The sequence below is a fragment of the Achromobacter sp. RW408 genome, from assembly GCF_003184165.1.
GTDB lineage: Bacteria > Pseudomonadota > Gammaproteobacteria > Burkholderiales > Burkholderiaceae_B > Achromobacter > Achromobacter xylosoxidans.
This window is the reverse complement of the sequence record NZ_QHHO01000022.1, coordinates 968,300-993,695: the sequence shown is the minus strand read 5'-3', so window position 1 is coordinate 993,695 and position 25,396 is coordinate 968,300. Positions and strand designations below refer to the sequence as shown.

Below are 25,396 nucleotides of genomic sequence, written 5' to 3'. Positions count from 1 at the left end.
GCTTAATCGCGGCAAATGCCCGCCGAGGGTCGCGTGAATGTCGGACATATTGACCCTGTCCGCGCCTGCCCTTCACGCTATTCTCAAAGGCTTACGGCGGCCGATTCGCATAAATTTTCCCTGGCCGGCCACATCGTCGCGCCGCGGTTCCGGCCGCGCGCCGACTCTCGGGATGAAGCGAATAGGTAACAGCACAATGGCGGTGAAGCACTACCGCGATCTCAACGTCCACGATGCCGCCAAGGCGCGCCTGCGGCTGGTGTTCCAGCACTTCGAACGCGTGTGCGTGGCCTTCTCCGGCGGCAAGGACAGTTCCGTCACGCTGCACCTGGCGCTGGAGGTCGCCCGCGAAATGAAGCGCGGCCCGGTGCACGCCGTGTTCATCGACCTCGAAGGGCAATACCAGGCCACCATCGCACACGTCACCGAAATGTTCGACCGGCCCGACGTCCAGCCGTGGTGGGTCTGCCTGCCGATCAACCTGCGCAACGCGTCCAGCCTGCGCGAACCCTACTGGTGTGCCTGGGAACCGGGCCGCGAGGCCGACTGGATCCGCCCCCTGCCGAGCCATCCCTCGGTCATCAGCGACCCCGCCCGATTCCCGTTCTATCGCCACCGCATGGAGTTCGAGGAATTCGTGCCCGAATTCAACCGTTGGCTGGCGCGCGACGCGTCCACCGCGTTCCTGGTCGGCATCCGTTCCGACGAATCGCTCAACCGCTACCTCGCGGTCAAGCGCCGCACCAAGAAATGCGCCTGGACGCCCCCCGGCGCGCACAAGCCGCTGCCCTGGAGCACCAGCGACAAATCCGGCGACGGCGGCGTCACCTTCTTTCCGATCTACGACTGGAAATTCGAAGACCTGTGGCGCTACACCGGCGAGCACGGCCACGCCTACAACCGCCTCTACGACCAGATGCTGCGGGCGGGCGTGGCGTTTTCGCAGATGCGCATCTGCCAACCCTACGGCGACGATCAACGCAAGGGCCTGGACCTGTTCCACAAGCTCGAACCCGACACCTGGTTCCGCACGGTCAAGCGCGTCGAAGGCGCCAACTACGCGGCCCGCTATTGCCGCCAGCGCTTTCTCGGCTACCGCGGCGGCCTGGGCCTGCCGCCCACCTTCAGCACCTGGCGCCAATACTGCCAGTTCCTGCTCGACAGCATGCCGGCCGCGTTGCGCCAGGTCTACGCGCGGCGCATCGATGTCTTCATCCAGTGGTGGGAGCAACGCGGCCATCCCCTGTCGATGTGGCCGGACGCGGGCGTTCCCGATCTCGAGAACCGCAAGGCGCAACCATCGTGGCGGCGCATCGGCCTGTCGCTGCTCAAGCAGGACATGGCGCGCTCCCTGTCGTTCGGTCCCGCCCGGCGCGATATCGATACCCTGCTTCCCGCCAAGCCCCGCGCCGTCCCATGACCCATCCCCTGAAGCACTACGCATTCGAACAACTGCGCTCGTACGACGACGAGCCGGCCTTCTTCGCCCTGATGGGCCGCTTCTTCGCCAGCGCCAACGTCAGACGCGACTGCGGCGGCTACCCGCTCAGCGACGGCCCGCGCTATCTCTGGTTCATCGTCCGAAGACACGCCAGCAAGCGCGTGCTGGGTTTCATCAGCATCGAACTCCTGAGCGGCGAGGTCCGCATCCGCGACGGCTACGTGCGCCCCGAGGCGCGCCAGCTCGGCCTGTTCCGGGCGCTGCGGCAGCGGGTGCTGGAGTACATCGACGCGCTGAACCAGCCATGCGTGTTGCGCGTGCCATGGGACTGCGCGGCGCGCCTGCAGCCTTACGGCTTCCAGGTCCATCTCACCCGTGGCAACTGGGCCACCTTGAAAAGGAACACGCATGCCACACGCAGCGGACCTGACGAGCCGGGCCCGGCTCCTGTTCAACGAACTGCGGAGCCTGCCGCTGCGCGAGCGGATCGAAGCCATCAACCAGATCCGCCAATGCCTGCATGAGCACAGCCCCTTTGCCGCCGAGCCGGTCGATTGCGTGCTGTGGGTGCCCGGCGAACGGGTCCAGGCCAACGACTACAACCCCAACACCGTTGCGCCACCGGAGATGCGCTTGCTGGAGTTGTCGATCGACGCCGACGGCTACACCCAGCCCATCGTGGCGCATCCGGACGGGCAGGATGGCTACGTGGTGGTCGACGGTTTCCACCGCCAGCGGGTCGGCAAGAAGAAGGGGCCCATCCGGCAGCGGCTGCATGGCTACCTGCCCGTCGTCGCCATCCGGCCCGGGCGCGATGCCACGGCCGACCGCATCGCCGCGACCATCCGCCACAACCGCGCCCGCGGCGTGCATGGCGTCATGCCCATGACCGACATCGTCGTGCGGCTGGTCAGGGCGGGCTGGAACGATGCCGACATCGCCCGCCAGCTCGGCATGGACCCCGACGAGATCCTGCGCTTCAAGCAGGTGTCCGGCCTGCCTGAGATGTTCCTTGATCATCACTATTCCAGGTCATGGGAATAGCATGGACGGGATTGACCAGGGGCAGGCTGAGGCGGCCGCACAAGCCGCCACCGACGGCTGGCGTCAATTCCAGCATGCCGCCGTGGCGCGCCGCGATGGTCGCCACGATCGACAGCCCCAGGCCGGCGCCCTCGACCTGGCGATGACCGCGCCAGAACGGCGCGGCCGCCTGCGCGCACTGCGCCGGCGTCAGGCCGGGACCGTGGTCGCGCACCGTCACCACCAGCCAATCCGAGACGATGCCGGCGTCGACCTCCACCGGTTTGTCGTCGGGGGAATACTTGAGCGCGTTGTCCACCAGGTTGCGCACGGCGCAATCCAGCAGGGTATCGGGCAGCGCCACCCAGGGCTGGCCGGTGGGCATGCGCCAGCGCACCCGCGCGGGCTTGCGGCCGGCCACCCGCGCCAGCACCGCCAGCGCGTCGCAGGCCGGCACGCCGGCCGCCTCGTCGCCATCGGCGCGCGCCAGCGCCAATAGCTGTTCGATCAGGCGCTCCAGGCGCTCGGTGCCCTGCAGCGCATGCGCAATGGCCTGGCGGCTGGCGGCATCATGGGGCGCCTGCGGCAACCGTTGCAGCACCTGCAGATGCGCCTTGATGGCGGTGACCGGAGCGCGCATTTCGTGCGCCGCATGATCCGAGAAATGCCGCTCACGCCGCAGCATTTCCTCCATGCGCCGCGACAGCCGCGCCAGCGTCTGGGGAATTGACGGGCGGTCGACCCCGAACCAGAGCAGCGCCATGGCCAGCAGCAGCCCGGCCACGCTGGGCAGCAGCGCCGTCCAGGCGATCTGCCGATGCAGCGCGGCACGGATGTCGCCGCGACCGGCGGTGACCACGCGCAGGTCGTCGGTCTCGAAGGCATAAGTGCGCCAGTCGGCACCGGCCCGCATGAGCGAACCGTAGCCGAGCGGCGCGGCGGCAAGCGCCTGTCCGTCCGGCGCGCACGCCTGCGCCGCGTCGTCGCCCGGCCCGGCCGCGCAGCGGGCGTCGCCCGCCGGCGGGCCGACGATCGCCAGCATGTCGCCGCCATCCGCCGTGGCCGGACGCGACGGCTGCGTCACCAGCCGCGCCACCATGGCCGCCGACGCCGCCAGCCGCGAGTCCAGCGCCGCGTCCAGCTCGGCGCTGGCAAGTTCGAACATCCACAGCGTCACCGCGCCGCCGACCACCAGCCAGACGGCGCCCAGGATCAGCATCAGGCGAACGCGCAGGCTCATGGCGGCGGCATCCCCAGCCGATAGCCCCAGCCGCGCACGGTCTCGATCAGCCCGGCGCCGAGCTTGCGGCGCAGCTTGTGGATATGCACGTTGACGGCGTTGCTCTCGACCCGGTCGTCAAAGCCATACAGGCTGTCGCGCAACTGGTCCATGGTGAGGATCTGCCCGGGATGCTGCAACAGCGTCTTGAGCAAGGCCAGTTCGCGCCGCTGCAGCGTGACGCGGGCGCCGTCCAGCAGGACTTCGCCGCGCGACAGGTACAACGTGAGGCGGCCGTGGTCGATGCGATCGGCGCTATGGCCGGCCGCGCGCCGTATCAGCGCCTGCAACCGCGCGGCCAGTTCATCCAGGTCGAACGGCTTGAGGACGTAGTCGTCGGCGCCGGCGCGCAACGCCGCGACGCGTTGCGCAATTGCCGACCGGGCGGTCAGCACCAGCACCGGCAGGTCCTGGCGCCGCGCGCGCCACTTCGCCAGCAGCGTCACGCCGTCGCCATCGGGCAGGCAGAGATCCAGCACACAAGCGCTGGCGTGGGACGTTCCCACCGCCAGGTCGGCCTGCCGCAGGCTCCCGACCGCATCGACCACGAAACCTTGCAGCCCCAGCCCGGCTTGAATCGCCGACGCGATGGAAGCGTCATCCTCGACCAACAAAATGCGCATCGCAGTATCCCAGTCCCGGCACGTTATACTTATTAGAAGTAATAAGTTAATTTCCAAAAGTAATTAATAATGATGACCGCGACCCTGCTGGGACTATGCATCGGCGTCTCCCTTGGCCTGACGGGCGCGGGCGGCGGCATCCTGGCCGTGCCCGCGCTGATGTTCGGCCTGGGCCTTACGCTGACGCAGGCGGCGCCGGTGGCGCTGATCGCGGTGGGCATCGCCTCGGCGGTCGGCGCCCTGCAGGGTTTGATGCGGGGCCTGGTGCGCTACAAGGCCGCCATGCTGATGGCCGCGGTGGGCGCACTGACCGCCCCCCTGGGATTGTCGCTGGCGCGCCAGGTGCCGGCACAGTGGCTTAGTCTGACTTTTGCGGGCGTGATGCTGCTGGTGGCAGTGCGCATGGTGCAGCAATCGCGACGCCGCGCGCCACTACCGGGCGCCCCCGACGCGCCGCCCAAGGCCTGCCGCCTGTCGCCCGAGACCGGCCGCTTCGTCTGGAATCGCCTGACCGCCGCCACGCTGGGCGGCATCGGCGCCGTGTCCGGGCTGTGCACCGGCATGCTGGGCGTGGGCGGCGGCTTCATCATCGTGCCGGCGCTGACGCACTTCAGCGATGCGCGCATGATCAGCATCGTCTCGACCTCGCTCATGGTCATCGCGCTGGTGTCGGCCGCCACGGTCAGCTCCGCGCTGCTGCATGGCCTGACGCTGTCGGCCGCGCAATGGGCCTTCGTGGCCGCGGCCATCGCCGGCATGGCGGGCGGGCGCGCGCTGGCGCCGCGCGTGCCGCAGGCCGTGCTGCAACGCGTGTTCGCCGCGGTGTGCGTGGTGGTGGCGGGCGTGCTGGCCTGGCGCGCCTGAGCGGGTCCGCTTCCAACTTCGCGCAGGCCTTATCGCGCCACGCCGTGCCTATCGCACGCACGATAGTCACTGGCTTCGTCTCTGATTCGTGTTAACGCTCAGATAATGCACGCCATGCAAGATGGCCTGCATGACGAAAACCTCTCATATCCATCCGCATGCCTGGCGGGTCCTGATTGGCTCGCCACCGGCCGCGCGCGCCACCTTCCGCGCCGCTGATCGCGCGTTTCGCATTGCTGCCGCCCCTGGCCCGCATTTCCTCGCGGACGCCATAGATCCCGCCATGGATGCGTGGAAAAAAGCACCGCATCCAACTCCATAATTTTTCCGCCCGGTTTCTTCGATTTCTTCAACCACTGCGCGGCATTCAGCGCAGGCAATCCCCCACGGATATCACATAAGGACTATCCATGTTTAAGAAGACGCTCCTCGCCACCGCGGCCACCGCCGCTCTGCTCGGCCCGGTGGCGGCATTTGCCGCCGGTGATATGGGCCAAGGCTTCATCAACTTCACCGGCTCGGTCACCGAGGCGCCATGCTCCATCCTGGCCGCGGACTCCAACTTGGCCGTCGACCTGGGCCAGGTCAGCAAGACCTCCCTGGGCACTGCCAACAGCCATGGCAATTCGGTGCCGATCGAGATCCACATGACGGGTTGCAGCTTCGCCGCCCCCACCGGGGGCGGCACCGCCCCCTCCTCGAAGATCGAGGTCACGTTCCCCGGGCAAACCAGCACCAACGGCATCGTGCCAAACACCATGGGTGACGCCACCAACGTCGGCATCCAGCTCTTGAAGGCCGACGGCTCGACGAATTACGACTTCACCACAGAAGGCACCGGCGTGCAGATGCATGACGGCAACAATGTCCTGAGCTTTTTCGCCCGCATCGCCAAATCCGGAACCGGCAATGTCACCGCGGGTTCGGTCTCGTCCAAAGTGGCCTACATGCTGAAGTACAAGTAATCAGCAGATTCCGCGCCGCCGCGCGCGCCCGGCCCCGGCAAAGGGGCCGGGGCGCCGCGGAGAATCCCCCCATCGAGGCGGCCGCGCCGCCGCACCCCGCCGAAGCAGTCCGGCACCCCTGGCCGGAGATTCGGCGATAGATATCATGACCCTAGCCCGTTTGGCGCCCCTCGTGGCGATCAGTCTTTTCGCGTGCGCGGCACAGGCGACAGAATTCAGCAGCGGCTTTCTCAATACCAACGACAAGAGCAACATCGATCTGTCCACTTTCAGCCGCGACGGCTACATCGCGCCCGGCGCCTACCTGCTCGACATCTACCTCGATCGGCGGCTGATCCAGGGCCAGACCCTGGTCCGGGCCGTGCCCGTGACCGGCGACGGCACCGTGTTCTGTGTCACGCCGGAAATGGTCGACATGCTGGACCTGAAAGAAGAGTTCCGCGCGCGGCTGGCCCAGGTCGACGCGGCCGAGGGCGGCCCCTGCGTCGACCTTGACACCCCCGACAGCCGGGTCATCTACAGCGCCGAACACCAGAGCCTGACCCTGATCGTGCCGCAGGCCTGGCTGCAATACCAGGACCCCGACTGGGTGCCGCCGGCACGCTGGAGCGACGGCGTGAACGGCGTGATCCTGGACTACAGCCTGCTGGCCAACCGCTACACGCCGCGGCAGGGCCCCGGCTCGGCGAGCTATACGCTGTACGGCACCGGCGGCTTGAACCTGGGCGCCTGGCGACTGCGCAGCGACTACCAGTACAACCGCTACGACAGCGGCGGCCAGTCGCAGACGCGCTTCCGCCTGCCGCAGACCTATCTGTTCCGCGCCTTGCCGCAATGGCGCTCGAAACTGACGCTGGGCCAGACCTACCTGTCGTCCGCCATTTTCGACCCGTTCCGCTTCGCCGGCGTGACGCTGGCCAGCGACGAACGCATGCTCCCGCCGTCGCTGCAAGGCTACGCGCCGCAGATCACCGGCATCGCCAACAGCAACGCCGAAGTGACGGTCAGCCAGAACGGCCGCCTGCTCTACCAGACCCGGGTAACGCCCGGCCCGTTCGTGCTGCCGGCGCTGAGCCAGAACATCAGCGGCAGCCTGGACGTAACGCTGCAGGAAAGCGATGGCAGCAAACGCAGCTGGCAGGTCAGCACCGCCAGCGTGCCGTTCATGACGCGCAAGGGCAACCTGCGCTACCAGCTATCGCTGGGACGCCCGCTGTTCGGCGGCGCCAGCGGCAACCACGTGGCCAGGCCCCGCTTCATGGCGGGCGAGGCCATCTGGGGCGCGTTCAACAACACCTCGCTGTACGGCGGCCTGATCGTCACCGACGACAACTACCAGTCGCTGGCGCTGGGCGCCGGGCAGAACCTGGGCAGGCTGGGCGCGCTGTCGGCCGACGTCACGCGTTCGGATGCGCGCCTGCCGTATGCCTCGGCGCCGCGACGCACGGGCTACAGCTATCGGATCAACTACGCCAAGAGCTTCGACGACCTGGGCAGCACGCTGACCTTCATGGGCTACCGCTTCTCCGGGCGGCACTTCCTGTCGATGCGGGAATTCATCGCCCGTTCGGCCCTGCGCGGCGGCGACTTCCGCGACGAAAAGCAAAGCTACTCCGTTTCCTACAGCCAGTACGTCCGGCCGCTGGAACTGGGCGTTTCGCTGTCGCTGAGCCGGATCAACTACTGGAACGACGCGACGTCCAACAACCACTACATGCTGTCGTTCAACAAGACCTCCAGTTTCGGCCCGCTGCGCAACGTCAACCTGTCGCTGGCGCTGGCGCGCACCCAGAGCTTCCACGGCCCGACGCAGAACCAGGTCTACGCCAGCCTCAGCATCCCGCTGGGCGACAGCCGCCAGCTGAGCTACGGCTACCAGAACAGCGGCGGCCGCTTGCGACAGGACGTCGGCTACACCGACTACAGCAACCGGGACACCACCTGGAACCTGAATGCCAGCGACAGCCGCGACAACGCCGAGCGTCACCAGAGCATGGGCGGCAACATCCAGAGCCGCACGCGCTACGGCCAAGCCGCCGGCGATTTCACTTTGCAGCCAGGCCAGTATCGCAGCGTCGGCGTGAGCTGGTACGGCTCGCTGACGGCCACCGCCGAGGGCGCGGCCTTCGGGCCGCCGTCCGCGGGCAACGAGCCGCGCATGATGGTCGACACAGGCGGCATCGCCGGCGTACAGATCGAGGGCGGCGATGCCATCACAAACCGCTTCGGCATCGCCGTCGTCAACCGCATGTCGAGCTACCGCGAAAGCAGCCTGGCGGTGGACGTCAACGCGCTGCCCGAGGGTGTCGACGTGGCCGACGCGATGATCAGCCAGGTGCTGACCGAGGGCGCCATCGGATACACGCGCATCGGCGCCAGCCAGGGCGAACAGGTACTGGGCCGCGTCGAACTGGCCGACGGCAGCCACCCGCCCCTGGGCGCGCTGGTGCTGTCCACCCGTAGCGGCAAGACCGCCGGCATGGTGGCCGACGGCGGACTGGTTTACCTGAACGTGGCGCCAGAGGACCGCGAGGCGCTGACCGTTACCTGGTCCGGCACCCGCGAATGCCGCCTGGCGCTGCCGGCCGCCACGGCCATCGACCAGGGGCCGCAGCCCCTGCCCTGCCACTGACCGCCCCGCGGGGTGCCATGTTTTTTTGGGAAGAACACACGTGAAACGCACACATCTGAGAGGCCTGCTGCTGGGCGCAGCGTTGGCATGGGGCCTGTGCGCCCAGGCCGCCGTCAACGTCGACCGCACCCGCATCATCATGGGCAGCGAGCAGAAATCGGTGTCGATCGTCCTGACCAACGAGAGCACGGACACGCCCTACCTGGCGCAGGCCTGGATCGAGGACGCCGACGGCAAGACGACCAACGACCTGGTGGCCCTGCCGCCGCTGCAACGGATCGACGCCGGCAAGAAGGCCCAGGTGCGCATCATGCGCGCCAGCGAAACCCTCGCCGCGCGCCTGCCGCAGGACCGCGAGAGCCTCTACTATTTCAACGTGCGCGAGATTCCGCCGGAGCCGCCCAAGAGCGACGCCAACATCCTGCATCTGACCATGCAGAGCCGGCTGAAGCTGCTGCTGCGCCCGGCCGCGCTGGGCAAGAGCGACGACGTCAATCCGGAGCGGTCGCTGCAGATCGTGCTGCGCGGCGCCAGCCTGACGCTGAAGAACCCAACGCCGTATCACGTCACGGTGGTCTGGCTGGGGCGGGACGTCAAACGGCAGTTGCCCGGCTTTGACGGCACGCCGATGCTGGCGCCGTTCTCGGAGCAAGAGGTGAAGGCGACACTGCCGGCCGACGCCAGCGAAATGCTGCTGGGCAATGTCGATGACTACGGCGGCCTGCGCATGAACCGGTATCGCTGCTCGGCGGGGCAGTGCGTGTTCGAGGAACGCCTGCATGAATGACACGGGCGGCGCGCGAGCCCACCGACACGCCAGGTCGTTGTTTCAGCGGCGCAGGCTGGACGTTCAGCGGCGGCAGACCCACAAGCCCAGGCCCAGCATGCCGAGCAAGGTCCCGCCGGCGATCCAGCCGCCGTACCTGACACAGGGCGACCCAGATAGCGACAGGCTCCAGGCCATGACGGCGGCCAGCGCCACCAGACCGCCAAGCGCAAATCCGCGGCCGGCGCGCAGCACTGTGCGCGGAGGTGCCGATACCCGGGCCATCATGCTATCCGCCATTTCCGGTGGCGAGCGTCGCGACCGACCCGTACCCGTTCGAGCGAGAAGCCGGGGCGCCGGTATCGCCAAAGCCGCTGCTGCCCGCCACAACCAATCGCCGTTCCATCCGCGCAAGCGCCGACAGCGCGGCCACGACCTCGCTGGGAAGCGTCGAGCCTGGCAAGCAGATGTCCGCGCCGGCCAGCATGATCCTGGCGCGCTCGGCCGAGCCGGGCCTGTCGGTCACCACCGCGAGCACGCCCGCCACCTGGGGGCAATGCGGCGCCGAGAGAAAACGCTGCAACCACAGCGAGCGGCCCTCGACCAGCAAGTAGTGCCGGCCCGGAGCGCCGGCGCGCGCGTACAGGCTGGCTTGCGTTTCGGTATAGAAGTTGATTGCGGCGACCGATTCCTTGAGGCTCGCGGCCAGCCGGGTGGCGCGGTCGATGTACTGGGCATGCACATGCAAGTTGTGCAGAAAGGCGAAATGGGCCACGGCGGGAAAAACGGTTGATCAGGGCCACGCATTCTAGGAAACCTCGCGGCGCGCGCCCATCAGACGGTTCCGAAACCCACCTTCTCGTCCCAACGCGACTCGCCAGCGATTCGGAAATGTCTGATACCCGACTCGCCCTCGGACTGGTCCAATAGCCGACTTGCTGACCGCCGACGCGCGCACGCCGTTCCCGCGGGGCCCGTTTCGCCCCGACGGGCAGCGGCGCCCCTCTGGAGATATCAAGCCATGCTGTCCTATCGCGTCCTGATCGTCGACGACCAGCTATTGCAACGCGAGTACCTGAAGAACCTGTTCCTTCAGGCCGGGATCGCGCACGTGGAAACCGCCGAGAACGGCAGCCACGCCCTGCGTCTGCTGGAAAACCAGCACTACGACCTGGTGCTGAGCGACCTGCTCATGCCCGAACTGGATGGCGTGCAATTGATCCAGCGCCTGTCCACCTATGAAGCGCCGCCGCTGCTGGCGGTGATCAGCTCGTCGCCGAAGCGCCTGATCGCCGGCGCCAGCCTGGTCGCCAAGACGCTGGGCATGCGGGTCATCGACCAGTTGTCCAAGCCGGCGCAACCGCAGGCCATCATCGCCCTGGTGGCCAAGCTGAAAGCGGCGTCCCGCCTCAAGGCCGAATCCCTGGTGTCGGGGCAGGTGTTCGACCGTGCCGCATTGCAACATGCCCTGAGCTCGGGCGAGATCCGCGCGTGGTTCCAGCCCAAGATGCGCATCGCCGACAGCGCCATCACGTCCGCCGAGGCGCTGGTGCGCTGGGTGCGTCCCGACGGCACCGTGCTGTTGCCAGGCCAGTTCCTGCCCGCGCTGATACTGGACGAGCTCGAAGACGACCTGCTATTGTCAATGCTGGCGCAGACGATCGCGGCGCAGCACGCCTGGCAACGGCATGACTTCCGGGTGGAAGTGTCCGTCAACCTGCCAACGCATCTGCTGCAGGATGCGGATCTGCCGGACCGCCTGTACGACCACGTCATGCGCCTGGGCGGCAACCCGCAGGACATCTGCTTTGAACTGACCGAGGGCACGACCACGGATGCGATAAGCGACTATTACGCCGGTGCCTGCCGCCTGCGGATGAAGGGATTTGGCCTGGCCCAGGACGACTCCGGCCAGGGCTACAGTTCGGTGTTCAACTTGGTTTCGACCCCCTTCACCGAGCTGAAGATCGACCGTTCCCTGATCAGCCGCAGCGTCACCGATGACGGCGCCCAGGCCGCGGTCGAGAGCATTGTGTCGCTCGGCCGGCGCCTGGCATTGAACGTGGTCGCCGAGGGCGTCGAAACCTGGGAGCAACTGGCGCTGCTCAAGAAGATGCAGTGCGACACGGCCCAGGGATTCCTGATCTCGCGCGCCTTGACGCCGGAATTGCTGCTGGGATTCCTGAAACGGAATTCCGCCGTCTCGCGATGATGCGCGCCAGGCCCCGCCATACGCGCCTCGCGTCCATCGGCGACCTTGCCCGGGTTTCGCTGCGCATGCAGCTGCTGTTCGTCGTGACGCTGATCATCGCGATCGTCATGCTGGTGATGTGTTACTGGGTTGTGAATAGCCTGATCAACCTTGCCACCAACGAAGCGCGCTCGCACTTCCAGCACCTGATCCTCAATCTGCATGGCCAGGAATCCCTGATTGCGCGCGCCACCAGGAACGATGCCGTGCGCCTGGGCCTGGCAGTGACGCAAGGCGGCCCTGCCTCGTTCGAATTGATCGGCAGCGACGCCACCACCAACACCTACGAGGGCCAGTACGAAAGCCTGGCCATGCCATACATCGTCAAGGTCGGCCGCAGCGACTCGCCCGGCGGCAACGACCACAGCCGCCGCCTGCAGACGGTGGCGGCAGGCCTTTCCAGTCTTTACGGCACCTACCGCAGCAGCTGGCAGCAACCCGGCATGCAGGCTTTCCTGCTGGACCTGAACAGTCAGGTCAGCATATCCGTGCCCTGCTCCGAGGATTCAATGACCGATGACGTGCATCGCTGGTGGCGTTGCCCGCTGTCGGCGAACCGGGTGCGCGAGCTCATCTATACGCAGACCGCGCGCACCAGTCCGAACGGCGAAAAGTGGATCGACGTCAACCTGCCCGGCAGCGGCGAAGGCCGGATAGGCTATGTGGTATACAGTCCGATCACCCTGCCGGACGCCATCTGGCTGCCGGACACGCCCAAGCGCGACCTGGTGCTGGCGACGTTCATCGAGATGCAGGACGTATATTCCGGCGACCCAACCTACGGCCGGGTGTACTTCCAGCATCTGACGACGATGTCGGCCGGGTCCCACCGCGCGGTTCCGCCACACGCGCCCGGCGCACTGGAGGAGGTGGAAAGCGACGTGGACTTCAGGGCGGATGGCGCGCACATCCACACTTGGTGCCAGGATGGCTGGCACGCGACCTATCTGGTGCCCTACGCCCAATTCTTCCAGGCCGCCCGCTGGCAATCGATCTCGTTCGCCGCGCTGATGCTGCTGTGCGCGGGCGGCAGCGTGGCGCTGTACCGGCGCCACCGCAACCTGATCGTGCGCCCCGCGCAAGCCAGCCACGAACGCGTGGTCGAAAGCGAATCCTTCAATCGCGCGGTGATCGAGGCCGCCCGCGTTGCCGTCTGCGCGCTGCGCGTCTCCGATCACCAGATCGTGGCCAAGAACCATCTGGCGGACGAATGGCTGGGAGACGTGGAGATCGTCAAACAGCTGACCTTCTCCGGCGACGGCGCCGCGCTGCCCGGCGACATCGAGATCAATGGCCGGCACCTGAGTTTCAGCACGGCGCGCGTGACTTACCAGGGCGAAGAGATCGTACTGGCCACCTTCAGCGACATCACGGACCACAAGCGCGCGCAGGCCGCGCTGGCGCAAGCCAAGCGCGCCGCCGACGACGCCAACGCCGGAAAGACGGTATTCCTGGCCACCATGAGCCACGAGATCCGCACGCCGCTCTACGGCACGCTGGGCACGGTGGAACTGTTGGGCCTGACGCCCTTGACCAACCTGCAACGCGGCTATCTGCGCACCATCCAGACCTCGTCGGCAGGCCTGCTTAACGTCATCAACGACATCCTCGATGTATCCAAGATCGAGTCGCGGCAGATGGCGCTCAAGGACCACCGGTTCGACCCGGCGGCGCTTACCGAAGAAGCGCTGCAATCCTACGCCGCCACCGCGGACGCCAAGGGCCTGCAGTTCTTCTCCACCATTGCGACCGATGTGCCGGTCTATGCCCATGGCGATGCCCTGCGTATCAGGCAGGTGCTGAACAATCTGATCAGCAATGCCATCAAGTTCACCGAGGCGGGCTGGGTGCGGATCGACCTGGCGGTGGTGGGCGGCGGCGACGGCCTGTCGGTGCTGGAGTGGCGCATCGCCGACACCGGCCTGGGAATCTCCGCCGACCAGCAGCCGCTTCTGTTCCAACCGTTCTACCAGGCGTATGGGCCGGGCCATTCCATTCCTGGAACCGGACTGGGGCTGTATATCTGCCACAGCCTGAGCCAGTTGATGCAGGGCGACATCACGCTGGACAGCAGTCCTGGCCGTGGCAGCACGTTCATTTTCCGGCTGCCGCTGCGCGTCACGGCCGACTCGGCGCGCCTGGCGGGCAACGGCGAAATCGCCCCGGCGCCGCCGGTATGGGTGCGGGCCCCGGTTGCGGATCTGGCGCAGGATACCAGCGCGTGGCTGGCCCTGGCCGGCGCCACCGCGCGTCCGAGCCATGGCGGCAGCGCGCCCGCCAAGCGCGAAGGCATCCTGGTGGAGCTGCTGCCGGAACGCCTGCCGCCGATCGAATGGAACGGGCCGCGGGTATCGTGCATTCCCGATGGCCCGGACAAGCCGCAATGGAGCTTGTCCGAGATCCACGTGACCAGCCATCTGCGGCAGAGCATCGTCGAAGCGGTCGCGCTGGCGCAGCGCGGCCGGCCGGCGCCCACTGAGGAAGGGCCCGACAAGCTGGAAGCGGGCGAGGCATTGGCGCCGGCGTATCGCCCCGATGCGGGTCTGCGGCGGCTCGGCCTGCGCGTGCTGGTGGCCGAGGACAACCCGGTCAATCGCACCTTGCTGGTGCGCCAGCTGGAGGAACTGGGCTGCGAGGTGACCCTTTGCGTCGACGGTGTCGAAACCCTGGCGCGCTGGAACGGCGATGAATTCGACGTGCTCATCACGGACATGAACATGCCGCTGATGGACGGCTACGAACTGGTGCGCACGCTGCGCGCCCGCCACACCAAGGCGCCGATCATCGGCCTGACGGCCGACGCGCTGCAGACGCAACGCGATGCCGGCTTCGCCGCGGGGCTGAACGCCTGGGTGGTCAAGCCGGTGGACCTGCGCACGCTGCACGACGCGCTAAGCACCGCCTGCGCGAGAATCATAAGCGCCAAGTTCGCAGGCCCGCCTCCTCCGAACCGCCCCAAGGAGTTCTACGACAGCCAACTGCGCTCGGCGTTCAACGCCACCATGCGCGAGGACATGGCCGCGATGCGGGCGGCGCTGGCGGCGCGCGACGCAGCGGCGATCGTCTCGACCCTGCATCGCATACGGGGATCGCTGGTGGTGATGAACGCGGAGGAGATCGCCCGGTTCTGTGGCGTTCTGGAACAGAAAATTGCCGAAGAAGGATTGACCCCGGTCCTGGAAAACGCCGTCAAGAGCACGCTGGCGCAATTGGCCGAACAGTTCAAGGAGCTATAGCCCGGCACTTTTCCAAACAGACCCAGGCCACCTCGCTAGAAGCGTCAAACAAGGAACGAGAAACATGACACGAATCCTGCTGGCCGACGATCACCAAGTCGTGATCCTGGGCGTGCGCAACGTCCTCGAAGGCGTCGCCCGTTACCAAATCGTTGGAGAGGCCCTCAGCGCCACCGAACTGATCCGCAAGGCTCGCGAGCTGACGCCGGACATCATCATCACCGACTACAACATGCCGTCCGAGGATGGCTACGGCGATGGCCTGGCGCTGGTGCAATACCTACGCCGCAATTTCCCTCGGGTGCGAATCCTGATCCATACCATGATCTCTTCGCCGGTCATCGTCGCCAGCCTGTACGAGGAAGGCGTCAGCGGCGTCCTGTTCAAGAGCGGCGACCTGGCCGAGATCCTGACCGCGCTCGGCGCGCTGGAGAACAACCAGATCTACCGCAGCACCCCGCAAGCCCTGGCCGCCAACCACCCCGGCGGCGCCCAGGACGCGGCGACCCGGATCGCGCGGCTTTCGCCCAAGGAACTGGAGGTGCTGCGGCATTTCCTTTCCGGCACTTCAGTGGGCGACATCGCCCGCATCATGAACCGCAGCGTGAAGACGGTCAGCACCCACAAGATCGCGGCGATGCGCAAGCTGGACGTGGAAACGGACCACGAACTGGTCATGTTCGGCGTCAACCACGATCTCTTCAAGTAACGGCCGCGCCAGTGTCCCGCAACGGGCGCCGGCATCATGATGGAGCCCTCACCATGACGCACCGCTTTCCCCGCCGCCTGCTCATCGGTCTGGCATTCACCGGCCTGGCGGCGTCACTGTCTCCCGAAGCAACGCGCGCGGACGCGCCGATCAAGCTCACGGTCATGGCCTATGGCGTGGACGCGTTCGACGAAAAATACCTGCGGACGGTGATCCGGCCGTTCGAAACGGCGTATCCGGATATCGAGGTCGGCTACTACGCGGTGCGCGATTCGCGCAATGCGTTGTCTGTGCTGCGAGCGCAACGGGCCGCGCCGCGCATCGACATCGTGATCCTGGACCCGCCCAACGCGCGCCTGGCCCAGGCGGAGCGCCTGATCGAGCCGATGGACCCCAAGCGCATTCCCAATGCCGCGGACCTGGGCAAGATGGGCCGCGAGCTCGGATTCTGGGCGCTGCCGGCCATGTACGACTCCATGACACTGGTGTACGCCAAGTCTGCCTTTGCCCAGCCCCCCCGGAGCTGGCGCGAGATGTGGGATCCGAAGTACCGCGGCAAGGTGGCCGTGGCCACCAATCCGAACGTCAACGGCAGCATGATTGCGCTGACCTTTCTCGCCAATCGCCTGGCCGGGGCCGCCGACGGTCCGGGCAGCTTCGATCCCGGCTTCGACTATCTGGAGAAAATCACCGCCAACATCCTGACCTGGAACCCGCGCCCCAATCAGTACTGGCTGGTATCCCAGAAGCGCGCCCTGTTGGCGGCTGGCTGGAACTCGCGCAGCCAGAGCCAGATGGACGCGCTGGACGGCTATGCGACAACGGTGCCCAGCGAGGGCACTGTCGCCGTGCCCATCCTGATCGCCCGGGTCGCGGACCGCCCCAATGGCGAGGCAGCGCAGGCGTTCATCAATTATTCGCTCGGCCCGCGGGCGCAACAGGCCTTTTCCGAGGCGATGTACTACGCGCCGTCCAACCAGAAGGCCAAGATCAGCGAAGCGGCGCGCGCCAGGATTCCGTTGCTCTCACCCGACATCGCCGCCAGGCTGGTCCCGGTGGACTGGGCGGGACTGACGGCTGAACACTTTGCGGCGATGCGCGCGGCGTGGCTGACGCGCATCATGAAGCCGGCGCCGTAGCGAGGCGGCCGAAGCGTCCCTGTATTCCGGCTCGCACTACCGGAATTGTCTGATGGTGCGGTGCGGCAGCGGATTGGTACCTTAGTTTCCGTGGTGATTTCGTCCGATTTTTCGTGGCAGGAACGACACCACAGAACCTCCGCTCCGCTATCACTTTGGCTTTCAGACAACCATGAAACACCACTCCAGCAAGCTCCTCGCCGCCCTCCTGGCCTGCGCCGCCTCCACCAGCGCTCTGGCCCAGAACGCCCCCGCCGCCGCGCCCAGCTTCAAGATTAATGTCACCGGCACGATTACCCCGGGCAGCTGCACGCCGGCGTCCGGCGACCTGACGTTCGACATGAAGAGCATCAACCCGAAGTCGCTGAACAACGACAAGGTCACCATGCTGAGCGGCATCACCAACAAGATCAGGATCACCTGCACCGCGGACACCGCGATCGCGCTGAACGTGACCGGCTATACCAAGGCATCGAAGGCCTACGGCGCCAGCATGGACAACCACCCGGCCGGCACCTCTACTTACGAAGACTCGCTGTATGACCTGGTCAACCCGGCCGACGGCAACAGCCGCGTCGGCGTATACGCCATGCAGTTCCGCAACTTCGTGTACACCGGCGGCGGCACGGGCGCTGTCGCTTCCAAGGCCGAGATCATCAAGAGCGACGACAAGAACTCGTGGAGCAACAACACCTCCAGCCCGAACGGTTGGAACACCGCGCAGCTCAAGAAGGACGGCAGCAATTACGTGTCATTCGCCGACCCCAAGGCCAATACCACGCCGGTGCTGGCCAGCACCTTCGAAGGCGAGTTGATGCTGGCGCCGCTCATCCTGGCCAAGAAAGACCTGAAGCTGACTGGCGACCTCAAGTTCGAAGGCGGCGCGACCATCACGCTGAACTACCTCTGATCCACGCGTCGGGCGTGACGCACGCTTCGATATACCGAGAGCAAGAATGAAACACTTCCAAATCCGCAAGATCCTGTTCGCGGTGCTGGCCTGCGCCGGCTTCGCGACGGCATCGGCGCAGAACGCCCCGGCCGCGGCGCCCGCGCCGTCGACGCTGAACGTCGCCGTCGGCGGCGTCATCTCCCCGGGAAGCTGCACCCCGACCTCCGGCGCGATCTCCTTCGACATGAAGAAGATCAACCCCGCTTCGCTCAAGGAAAAGGTCGAGACCCCCTTGGCACCTATCGTTCAGCAGCTGTCCATCAAGTGCGACGGCGGCGATGCCGCGGTCGCCCTGTCCGTTGCCGGCACGGTCAAGGCACCGACGCCTTCGGACACCGCACTCGACCACAAGGCCACTGGCATCCAGGCTGAAGCCAAGAAGGGCTATATCTATGACCTGGTGGACGCGGCGACTTCGACCACGCGCATCGGACGCTACGTGTTCCAGTTCCGCAACTTCCAGTACACCACCGCCGCAGCCAACGGCAAGCAGGCCAGAGCGCTGGTCGTGACCAGCAGCGACCGGGCCGCATGGGCCAGTGCCGCGGACACCGCCGCGAATGCCGCGCAACTGAAGTCGGACGGCACGACGTTCGTGACCTTCGCAGATCCCGCCACGCCCACCGTGCCGGTCTCGGCATCCCTGTTCAACGGCGACATCGTGATCGGCGCCGCCATCCAGCCGAAGTCCGAACTGACGATCAACAACGATTTGACGTTCCGCGGCGAGACCACCATCACGCTCAGCTACCTGTGATCCACGTGCCAGCCGGCGCGCACGCCGCGCCGGCTGGCCGATGGCCAAAACACGATGAAACTCCGATATCTCCTGGCCTGCGCCTTCGCGGCCCTGCCTCTGGTCGCCCTGGCACAGAGCACTCCCCTGAACGTCGCCGTACAGGGTTCGATAAGGCCCGGGGCGTGCACCTTCCAGATTTCCGACCAGGGCACCTTCAACTACGGCAAGGTGAAGCTGAAGGATCTGAACAAGGATACCTACACGCAGTTGCCCGTCATCGACCGAGAGCTCCGGATTTCCTGCGAGTCATTGACCAAAGTCGCGCTGACCGTCAGTGACAGCAATCCCGGCCTGGTGGCGTTCAAGGAAGACATGGTGTTCTTCGGCGGGCGTGGCAAGAGCTGGTCGCCCGCCCGGCAATATGGTCTGCGCAATGACGCAGGACGCAGCATCGGCTCCTGGGCGCTGCAGTTGGTGCCAGGCTTCAAGGTGGACCAGCAGGATACGCAGTCCATTTACAGCGGCGACGGCGGCAAGTCCTGGAATCCCTCTGTCGGTAACTTCTTCCATGACGACGGCAGCCTCGAAACCTGGAGCATGCCGGGGCCGCGCGAACCCGCCTTCGGCCGTGAGTTCGTGGGTACCGTACGCATCCAGGTGGCCCTGGACCGCAGCGCACAACTGGGCGTGGCGACCGAGGTGCCGTTCACCGGCGGCGCGGTCATGACGCTCGTCTATCTCTAGCGGCCGCTGCCGCCTCGCGCCGGGAGCTCCGGCTGATCATGAAGCCTTACCTGCCTTCCCTTTGCGCCCTGCTGGGCGCCCTGCTCAGCGCGGCGAGCCTTGCCGCGCCGCCCGCGCCGCAGGCCAACAGTTGCCGCATCCAATTGGGTGGCGGCCCCACAGTGGACTACGGCAAGATCAAGCGCAGCCTGTTGCGCGCCGCCGAAGCCGCGCCGCTGCCCGCGCAGCAACGCAGCGTCACGGTGATCTGTGAACAACCGGCAACGCTCGCACTGCGCCAGTCCGGCGTCGACGGCTCGGCCAGCACGGCGGCCGGCGGCAGGCTGGGCCTGGCGGGCGAAACGAGCCACGGCATCGGCCTGGCATCCGGCAAACCGCTGGGCGCGTTCGCGCTGCGCTGGCGCCGCGACGCCGCCAGCATCGACGGCGTGCCGGCGCGCCTGATCGTCTCGTCCGATGGCGGCGCCACCTGGCGCGAGCTGGAATCAGATGCGGTCATCGGCGCCGCCGACCTGATCGCCTGGGCGCGCGGCGAGCAACGCCGCCCGGCCAGCGGCCGCACGCTGACGGCAGGCGTGCGAATCGAAACGGCCATCGCGCCGACCTCCACGTTGTACCTGGGCCGCGAGGTCCAGCTCGACGGCTCGATAAGCCTGTCAGCCGTTTTCCCATAGGCCTTCTCCGGATGGCCATTTCACGCAGGCCGAGCCCGGCCGGCGTCAATACGTCTTCTGCTTGCTGATATGAAACCCTTCCTGACTTGCATTCCCCTGGCCTTCGCCCTGCTGGCCAACCCCGCCGGCGCGGCCGGCGTCGTACCCGAAAGCTCGGTCCTCATCGTCGACGAAGCCACCGGCGAGGGCACCATGGTCGTGCAGAACACCGACGCCGCGCCGGTACTGCTCTACACCACCATCGAGAACATCGCCGAGGACCCCGAAGAGATGGTGGTCGTCACACCCCCGATGGCACGGCTGGAAGCCGGCCAGTCACAACTGGTGCGCTTCATGCTGACCAAGAAGGGGCCGCTGGCCACGCAACGATTCAAGCGCGTGGCCTTCGAAGGCATCCCGTTCGCGCGTGGCGCCGACAACCAGGTGCAGACCACCTTTCGCCAGAACATCCCCATGATCATCCAGCCCCGCGCGCTGGAAAAGCTGAAGGACCCATGGACGCGCCTGTCCAGCAGCGTGGACGGCGACAAGCTGCGCCTGTGCAATGACAGCGGTTATGTCGTGCGCCTGGCCCAGCAGGCGCGGCTGGACAGCGCCAACGTCAATCTGCCGTTGCCCAAGACCTACCTGTTGCCGGGTGAGCGCTTCGAGCTGCCGCTGGCCGGCAAGCGGGCGGCCACCGCCGGTACCGTGACGATCTGGCCCGCCACCGTCTACGGCTACGCCGCGGGCAGCTATGCCATCCCCCTGTCCAATGGCTGCAGCCAGACTCCCGCGAAATGAACCCGCTGGCGTACGCGGCTGCGGGCGTGGCGGCCTGCATCGGCATGACCGTCCCGGGCGCCGCGTTCGCGCAGCAGTTTGATCCCCAGACCCTGAAGCGCCTGGGCATCTCGCCCGAAGCCGCGGCCTACTTCAGCAAAGCGGCGCGTTTCCTGCCGGGTATGGCCCGTGTGCGCCTGAATGTCAATGGCATCGACCGAGGCACCATGGACGTGCGCTTCAACGACGAAGGCACGCTGTGCTTCACGCCCGAGCTTCTGCGGCACATCGGCCTGAAGGTGCCGGACGGCACGTCGGAGGAAGGCTGCCAGGATTATCGCAAGGCCTATCCGGAAACCGATATCACCCAACTGCCGAACCAGTCGCAGGTCGACATCGTCACGCCGCTGGCCGCCCGCGCCCCTGCCGAGGAGGCAATCCAGGGTCAATATGTTTCAGGCGGCACCGCCGCGATGATCAACTACAACCTGAGCGGCTCGCGCAGCGGCACCGGGGATTCGGGCTACCAGTATTTGCGCGCATACAGTGAGACGGGCCTGAACGTGGCCGACTGGATCCTGCGCAGCCGCCAGGACTATTACTCGCAAGGCGGCCGATCGACCTTCACCCAGGGGGATACGTATGCCCAGCACGCCGTGCCGAGTCTGCGCGCCACCTTCCAGGCAGGCCAGATCTCACCCGCGGGCTCGCTGTTCGCGGTCGGCACACTGCGCGGCGTGCAGCTTTTTCCCGAATATGCGTTGCGGCAGACGCAGGCGTCGGGCGTCGCCTTCAGCGGCATCGCCAGCGGTCCGAGCCGGGTGGAAGTGCGCCAGATGGGAACGCTGATCCTGATGACGCAGGTTCCTGCCGGCGCCTACACGATCAGCGATGTACCCATCATCAGCGGCAATTCCGACCTCGACGTGCAGGTGATTTCCACCAGCGGCGAGCGGCAGCAGTTCATCGTCCCGGCGGCATCATTCGGTGCGGTGCGCAACACGACGGCCCAGGGGCTGTCGATCGCGGTGGGCCGCTACCAGGCTTATCGCGGCAGCGACAGCCAGACGCCGCTGGTAGCCACCGCCAGCAATGGCTGGAACCTGGGGCGCCACGCCAGCGTCAACGCGGGCGTGCTGGCATCGCCGTCGTACCGCGCGCTGGCCGCGACGCTTACCGCCTCGCCCGGCGAGGCCATCAATGGCTCGATCGGCATCCGTGTCTCCAACGCGATGGCGCAGGGGCAGAAGCTCCAGGGGCAGCAGATCACGTCGACCCTGTCGATCTCGCCATGGGAAAGGCTGTCCACCAATTTTTCGGCGACCTGGCAGACGCAGGGGTACCGCGACCTGGCGCAAGTACTGCAACGCACGGATGACCCGCGCGCCGGGGCCAGGGCGAGCCAGACCTATACCGCCGGAGCCTCCTGGTTCAATGCCACGTTGGGCTCGCTGTCGGCCACCTATACGGCAAGCCGCCTGAGCGGCCTGGATGCCACCCGCCGGCGCGCCACGGTGTCGTGGAACCGCAATTTCGGGCGCACTTCGGTGACGCTGTCGGCGGCGAAAGACCTCAGCGCCGACACGCGTGCGCGCTCGGACAATCAGTATTTCCTGACCCTCAGTTTCCCGCTGGGCAGCGCCAGCGCCGGCGTGTATGTCAGCAAGGCGGGCGATAGCAGCGCCCTTGGCGCGAGCTATTCGGACACGGTCAGCCCGCAATTCAGCTACAACCTGAGTTCCAGCGTGGCCAATCCGGGTCATGCCGTGAACTCGTCCGTGGCCATTGACGCGCTACCGCGTTATACCCACCTGAACCTGTCGGCCAACCGCGATGCACAGGGCAGCCTGTCCACGAACTGGGGAGTGCAGGGTTCCGTGGTGGCGGCTGGCGGCGCGGTGGCGTTTTCGCCATACGACGTGGGCGACACATTGGGCATCGCCAAGGTCGGCGACCTGGGCGGCGTGCAAATCCAGACGCCCGCGGGTCCGGCCTGGACGGATGCCTGGGGCCATGCCGTGATCCCAGGCCTGCCCGCCTACAGCGAAAGCTCGGTCGAGATCAACACCGCCAGCCTGCCGCGCAACGCCAACCTGCCCAACGGCATCCAGTCGGTGAAGCCGGCGCGCGGGTCGGTGCAGGTGGTTGACTTCAACTTGCGCCAGGTCCAGCGCTATCTGTTGTCGGCGGTGTCCGAAGCCGACCGGCAGCCGTTGGCCGAACGGCTGCCGGTAATGGACGGACGCGGCAACCTGGTCACGCTGGTCGGCCGGCAGGGCCAGATCTTCCTGGATGACGCTTATGCCGCGCCTCTGCAAGTCGCGCTGAAGGAAGGCGGCCGGTGTTTTCTGGAATTCCAGCCTACGGGCAAGCCGGATCCGGATCGTCCCTACCAGGACGCGCCGGCGGTATGCCGCAAGGCAGCGCCCGCGGCGGCGGCGCGTCCGCATCCACCTTGAAACGCCGCACCTGCTGCGCCAGGTGACCGGCCTGCTCGCGCATGCTGGCGGCCGCGGCGGCGGCCTGTTCCACCAGGGCGGCGTTCTGCTGCGTGACGCCGTCCATCTGCGCGATCGCCACGTTCACCTGGTCGATGCCGGTCGACTGCTCGGCCGAGGCGCTGGCGATTTCGCGCACCAGCGTTGCCGCGCGGCGCACGCTCTGGACCACGTCGCGCATGGTGCGCCCGGCCTCGTCGGCCTGGCGCGATCCATCCTCGACGCGGCTGACGGATTCGTTGATCAGGGCATTGATTTCCTTGGCGGCCAGCGCCGAGCGCTGCGCCAGGGTGCGGACCTCTCCCGCCACCACGGCGAAGCCGCGGCCCTGCTCGCCGGCCCGGGCCGCCTCGACCGCGGCGTTGAGCGCCAGGATGTTGGTCTGGAACGCGATGCCATCGATCACGTTGGTGATATCCGCGATGCGGCGCGAGCTGTCGGAAATCGCGCCCATGGTCTGCACCACGCCATCGACCACTTCGCCGCCGCGCGCCGCCACGGCCGAGGCCTGGCTGACCAGTTGCTCGGCCTGGCCGGCGTTGGCGGCGTTCTGGCGCACCGTGCCGGTGAGTTCCTCCATGGACGCCGCGGTTTGCTCGAGCGAGGCGGCCTGTTCCTCCGTGCGCTGGGACAGGTCGGCGTTGCCCTGCGCGATCTGCGACGACGCCGCGGCGATTCCCTCGCTGCCGCCGCGCACCTCGCGCACGATACCGGTCAGGCTGGCGTTCATGGCCTTGAGCGCGGCCATCAGGTCGCCGGTCTCGTCGCGCGTGGCCACCTGGATGTCGCCGGTCAGGTCGCCGGCCGCCACCCGGCGCGCCGCGTTCACGGCCTGGCCCAGCGGCCCCACGATGCCGCGCGTCATCACGGCGCCCAGCAGGATGCCTAGCACCACCCCAGCCACCGACAGCAGGATCATGACGTCCCGCATGCGCTCGTACAGATCGGAGCCCTCGCGCACCGACTGCGCCGTGGAGGCCTCTTTTTGCAGGGCCAGCTTGCTCATGACGCGGTCCAGTTGCTCGGACGACGCGATCACGTGTCGTTCGATCTCGGCCGCGCGCGGGTCTTTCTGCACCGGCGGCAGCGCGGCGGCGGCGGTGAAGAAGGCGTCGGCGTCGCGTTTCCACGTCTCTTCCATTTCCTTGAAGCGGTCCAGCATCTGGCGCCCCTCGTCCGTCTGGTAGTAGGCCTGCGCGCGGTCACGCAGCTTGTCCATGTTGCGCACGGCGTTGTCGAACTGCGCGCGCACGGCCTGGCGTTCGCGTTCGCTGGAGGCGGCCAGGTAGCTGTTGCGGGCGCGGCCCGCATAGATGAAATGGATGTTGGCTTCCTTCATGTCGGACAGGCCGCGCAGCTCGACTTCGTAAAGCCGCGTGTTCATGTCGTTGATGCTGGCCAGCCCCCAGACGCCAACGGCGCCAATGGCCCCGCCGATCATCGCCACGATCAAGAATGCGCCCGAGAGCCGGGCGCGGATGCGCAATCCAGTAAATAGCCGAAACATGCTTGCTTCCTATGCGGCCCCGGCCGGATGGCGCGATGGCGCCTGTTGTTGTCGCGGGGCCTGATTGATCCGGACGGGCATGGTAGGGCGACGAGAAGATGAGGGAAAACCCCAGGAATAGCGGGTTTTGCTCACTGTTCACGACGCTGGTTCAAGCAATGGCTTAAGCCCGGCATAAATCCCGCTAATAGGCCAGCGGTTCCTGGCGGAAGGGGTGGATGTCCGGCAGTCCGAGAACACGCTCGCGCGGTGCCCTTGTGGCCTCGGCTAATGCGGGGTTAATGCGCGCCGCCAAACATGGCGTGTCGCAAAAACCAAACTTGGCTTGACGGCGACGCCCCCCTTTCAAGCGCCCCTTGCCCGGGGCCAGCACAAATACGGAAACCGCCGCATCATGCGCACACATCGATCCCTGCCGATCGCATCCAGACTCGCCCTGTCCATCCTGACCCTGTCCATCCTGGCGGCTTGCGGAGGCGGCGGGGGAAGCCATGGAGACACGGGGGGCAGCCTGCCTGGCACGGGAAGTGGCGGCGGTGGCGGTCCTGGCGGCGCCGGGACGGTCGCGCCTCCGGTCCAGTCCGCCGATCCC

The 25,396-nt window shown here is 66.9% G+C and carries 23 protein-coding genes; 18 read left to right on the top strand and 5 right to left on the bottom strand.

From position 1 onward, the window contains the following. Positions 1 to 196 precede the first annotated feature (196 nt). The 3 genes from DK459_RS06930 to DK459_RS06920 are packed head-to-tail and all read left to right on the top strand — an operon-like array spanning position 197 to position 2,485. A complete protein-coding gene (locus DK459_RS06930; protein WP_054446964.1) occupies positions 197 to 1,420 on the top strand; it encodes a phosphoadenosine phosphosulfate reductase in 1,224 nt (407 codons plus the stop codon). Next, positions 1,417 to 1,965, top strand: a complete 549-nt coding sequence (locus DK459_RS06925; RefSeq protein WP_076472562.1) for an N-acetyltransferase — start codon at positions 1,417 to 1,419, stop codon at positions 1,963 to 1,965. The genes DK459_RS06930 and DK459_RS06925 overlap by 4 nt, the downstream gene beginning before the upstream one ends. Next, entirely contained in the window at positions 1,850 to 2,485 is a 636-nt protein-coding gene (locus DK459_RS06920; protein WP_054499743.1) for a ParB/RepB/Spo0J family partition protein, read from the top strand. The genes DK459_RS06925 and DK459_RS06920 overlap by 116 nt, the downstream gene beginning before the upstream one ends. Here the strand turns inward: DK459_RS06920 and DK459_RS06915 are convergent. Both DK459_RS06915 and DK459_RS06910 read right to left on the bottom strand, forming a co-directional pair. Then, a complete protein-coding gene (locus DK459_RS06915; protein ID WP_110134577.1) occupies positions 2,421 to 3,704 on the bottom strand; it encodes a sensor histidine kinase KdpD in 1,284 nt (427 codons plus the stop codon). The genes DK459_RS06920 and DK459_RS06915 overlap by 65 nt on opposite strands. Continuing rightward, positions 3,701 to 4,366: a response regulator gene (locus tag DK459_RS06910; protein WP_049053239.1), complete on the bottom strand. Its 666-nt coding sequence runs from the start codon at positions 4,364 to 4,366 to the stop codon at positions 3,701 to 3,703. The genes DK459_RS06915 and DK459_RS06910 overlap by 4 nt, the downstream gene beginning before the upstream one ends. A gap of 72 nt (positions 4,367 to 4,438) precedes the next feature. Between DK459_RS06910 and DK459_RS06905 the strand changes: the two genes are divergently transcribed. The 5 genes from DK459_RS06905 (at position 4,439) to DK459_RS06890 (ending at position 9,614) form a co-directional block, all read left to right on the top strand. After that, complete coding sequence (locus tag DK459_RS06905; protein WP_060721602.1) at positions 4,439 to 5,230, top strand: sulfite exporter TauE/SafE family protein; 792 nt, start codon at positions 4,439 to 4,441, stop codon at positions 5,228 to 5,230. A gap of 130 nt (positions 5,231 to 5,360) precedes the next feature. Then, positions 5,361 to 5,552, top strand: a complete 192-nt coding sequence (locus tag DK459_RS30365; RefSeq protein WP_146221877.1) for a hypothetical protein — start codon at positions 5,361 to 5,363, stop codon at positions 5,550 to 5,552. Positions 5,553 to 5,640: 88 nt separating this feature from the next. Beyond that, positions 5,641 to 6,195: a fimbrial protein gene (locus DK459_RS06900; RefSeq protein WP_110134576.1), complete on the top strand. Its 555-nt coding sequence runs from the start codon at positions 5,641 to 5,643 to the stop codon at positions 6,193 to 6,195. Positions 6,196 to 6,340: 145 nt separating this feature from the next. Further along, positions 6,341 to 8,827: a fimbria/pilus outer membrane usher protein gene (locus DK459_RS06895; RefSeq protein ID WP_049053234.1), complete on the top strand. Its 2,487-nt coding sequence runs from the start codon at positions 6,341 to 6,343 to the stop codon at positions 8,825 to 8,827. A 40-nt stretch (positions 8,828 to 8,867) separates the two neighbouring features. Continuing rightward, the gene (locus DK459_RS06890; RefSeq protein WP_054473168.1) at positions 8,868 to 9,614 is read left to right on the top strand and encodes a fimbria/pilus periplasmic chaperone; all 747 of its coding nucleotides are present in this window, start codon (positions 8,868 to 8,870) and stop codon (positions 9,612 to 9,614) included. Between the two features lie 63 nt (positions 9,615 to 9,677). On the opposite strand, the gene DK459_RS06885 is transcribed toward DK459_RS06890, so the two are convergent. Beyond that, the gene (locus DK459_RS06885; protein WP_110134575.1) at positions 9,678 to 9,881 is read right to left on the bottom strand and encodes a hypothetical protein; all 204 of its coding nucleotides are present in this window, start codon (positions 9,879 to 9,881) and stop codon (positions 9,678 to 9,680) included. Position 9,882: 1 nt separating this feature from the next. Beyond that, positions 9,883 to 10,368 (bottom strand): hypothetical protein, encoded by a 486-nt coding sequence (locus DK459_RS06880; protein ID WP_110134574.1) that lies wholly within the window; start codon positions 10,366 to 10,368, stop codon positions 9,883 to 9,885. A 246-nt stretch (positions 10,369 to 10,614) separates the two neighbouring features. Between DK459_RS06880 and DK459_RS06875 the strand changes: the two genes are divergently transcribed. The 10 genes from DK459_RS06875 to DK459_RS06830 all read left to right on the top strand — a co-directional run bounded on the left by DK459_RS06875 (position 10,615) and on the right by DK459_RS06830 (position 23,258). Continuing rightward, a complete protein-coding gene (locus DK459_RS06875; protein WP_070540554.1) occupies positions 10,615 to 11,805 on the top strand; it encodes an EAL domain-containing protein in 1,191 nt (396 codons plus the stop codon). A 65-nt stretch (positions 11,806 to 11,870) separates the two neighbouring features. Then, positions 11,871 to 15,080, top strand: a complete 3,210-nt coding sequence (locus DK459_RS06870) for an ATP-binding protein (protein WP_158288270.1) — start codon at positions 11,871 to 11,873, stop codon at positions 15,078 to 15,080. A 64-nt stretch (positions 15,081 to 15,144) separates the two neighbouring features. After that, the gene (locus DK459_RS06865; RefSeq protein ID WP_054516251.1) at positions 15,145 to 15,789 is read left to right on the top strand and encodes a response regulator transcription factor; all 645 of its coding nucleotides are present in this window, start codon (positions 15,145 to 15,147) and stop codon (positions 15,787 to 15,789) included. Positions 15,790 to 15,842: 53 nt separating this feature from the next. After that, on the top strand, positions 15,843 to 16,928 hold the full coding sequence (locus tag DK459_RS06860; RefSeq protein WP_110134572.1) for a PotD/PotF family extracellular solute-binding protein: 1,086 nt from the start codon (positions 15,843 to 15,845) through the stop codon (positions 16,926 to 16,928). 172 nt (positions 16,929 to 17,100) lie between these two features. Then, positions 17,101 to 17,838 (top strand): DUF1120 domain-containing protein, encoded by a 738-nt coding sequence (locus DK459_RS06855; RefSeq protein ID WP_024069903.1) that lies wholly within the window; start codon positions 17,101 to 17,103, stop codon positions 17,836 to 17,838. Between the two features lie 46 nt (positions 17,839 to 17,884). Continuing rightward, on the top strand, positions 17,885 to 18,637 hold the full coding sequence (locus tag DK459_RS06850; protein WP_024069904.1) for a hypothetical protein: 753 nt from the start codon (positions 17,885 to 17,887) through the stop codon (positions 18,635 to 18,637). Between the two features lie 54 nt (positions 18,638 to 18,691). Continuing rightward, on the top strand, positions 18,692 to 19,363 hold the full coding sequence (locus tag DK459_RS06845) for a DUF1120 domain-containing protein (protein ID WP_020928948.1): 672 nt from the start codon (positions 18,692 to 18,694) through the stop codon (positions 19,361 to 19,363). Between the two features lie 38 nt (positions 19,364 to 19,401). Continuing rightward, complete coding sequence (locus tag DK459_RS06840; RefSeq protein ID WP_020928949.1) at positions 19,402 to 20,037, top strand: DUF1120 domain-containing protein; 636 nt, start codon at positions 19,402 to 19,404, stop codon at positions 20,035 to 20,037. Between the two features lie 69 nt (positions 20,038 to 20,106). After that, a complete protein-coding gene (locus tag DK459_RS06835; protein WP_020928950.1) occupies positions 20,107 to 20,820 on the top strand; it encodes a fimbria/pilus chaperone family protein in 714 nt (237 codons plus the stop codon). Next, positions 20,817 to 23,258 carry a fimbria/pilus outer membrane usher protein gene (locus DK459_RS06830; RefSeq protein WP_045953293.1) on the top strand — a complete coding sequence of 814 codons (2,442 nt, stop codon included), beginning with the start codon at positions 20,817 to 20,819 and terminating at the stop codon, positions 23,256 to 23,258. Before DK459_RS06835 ends, DK459_RS06830 begins: the two co-directional genes overlap by 4 nt. Here the strand turns inward: DK459_RS06830 and DK459_RS06825 are convergent. Continuing rightward, a complete protein-coding gene (locus DK459_RS06825; RefSeq protein WP_223821469.1) occupies positions 23,161 to 24,804 on the bottom strand; it encodes a methyl-accepting chemotaxis protein in 1,644 nt (547 codons plus the stop codon). The two genes, DK459_RS06830 and DK459_RS06825, sit on opposite strands and share 98 nt — an antisense overlap. Positions 24,805 to 25,396 lie beyond the last annotated feature (592 nt).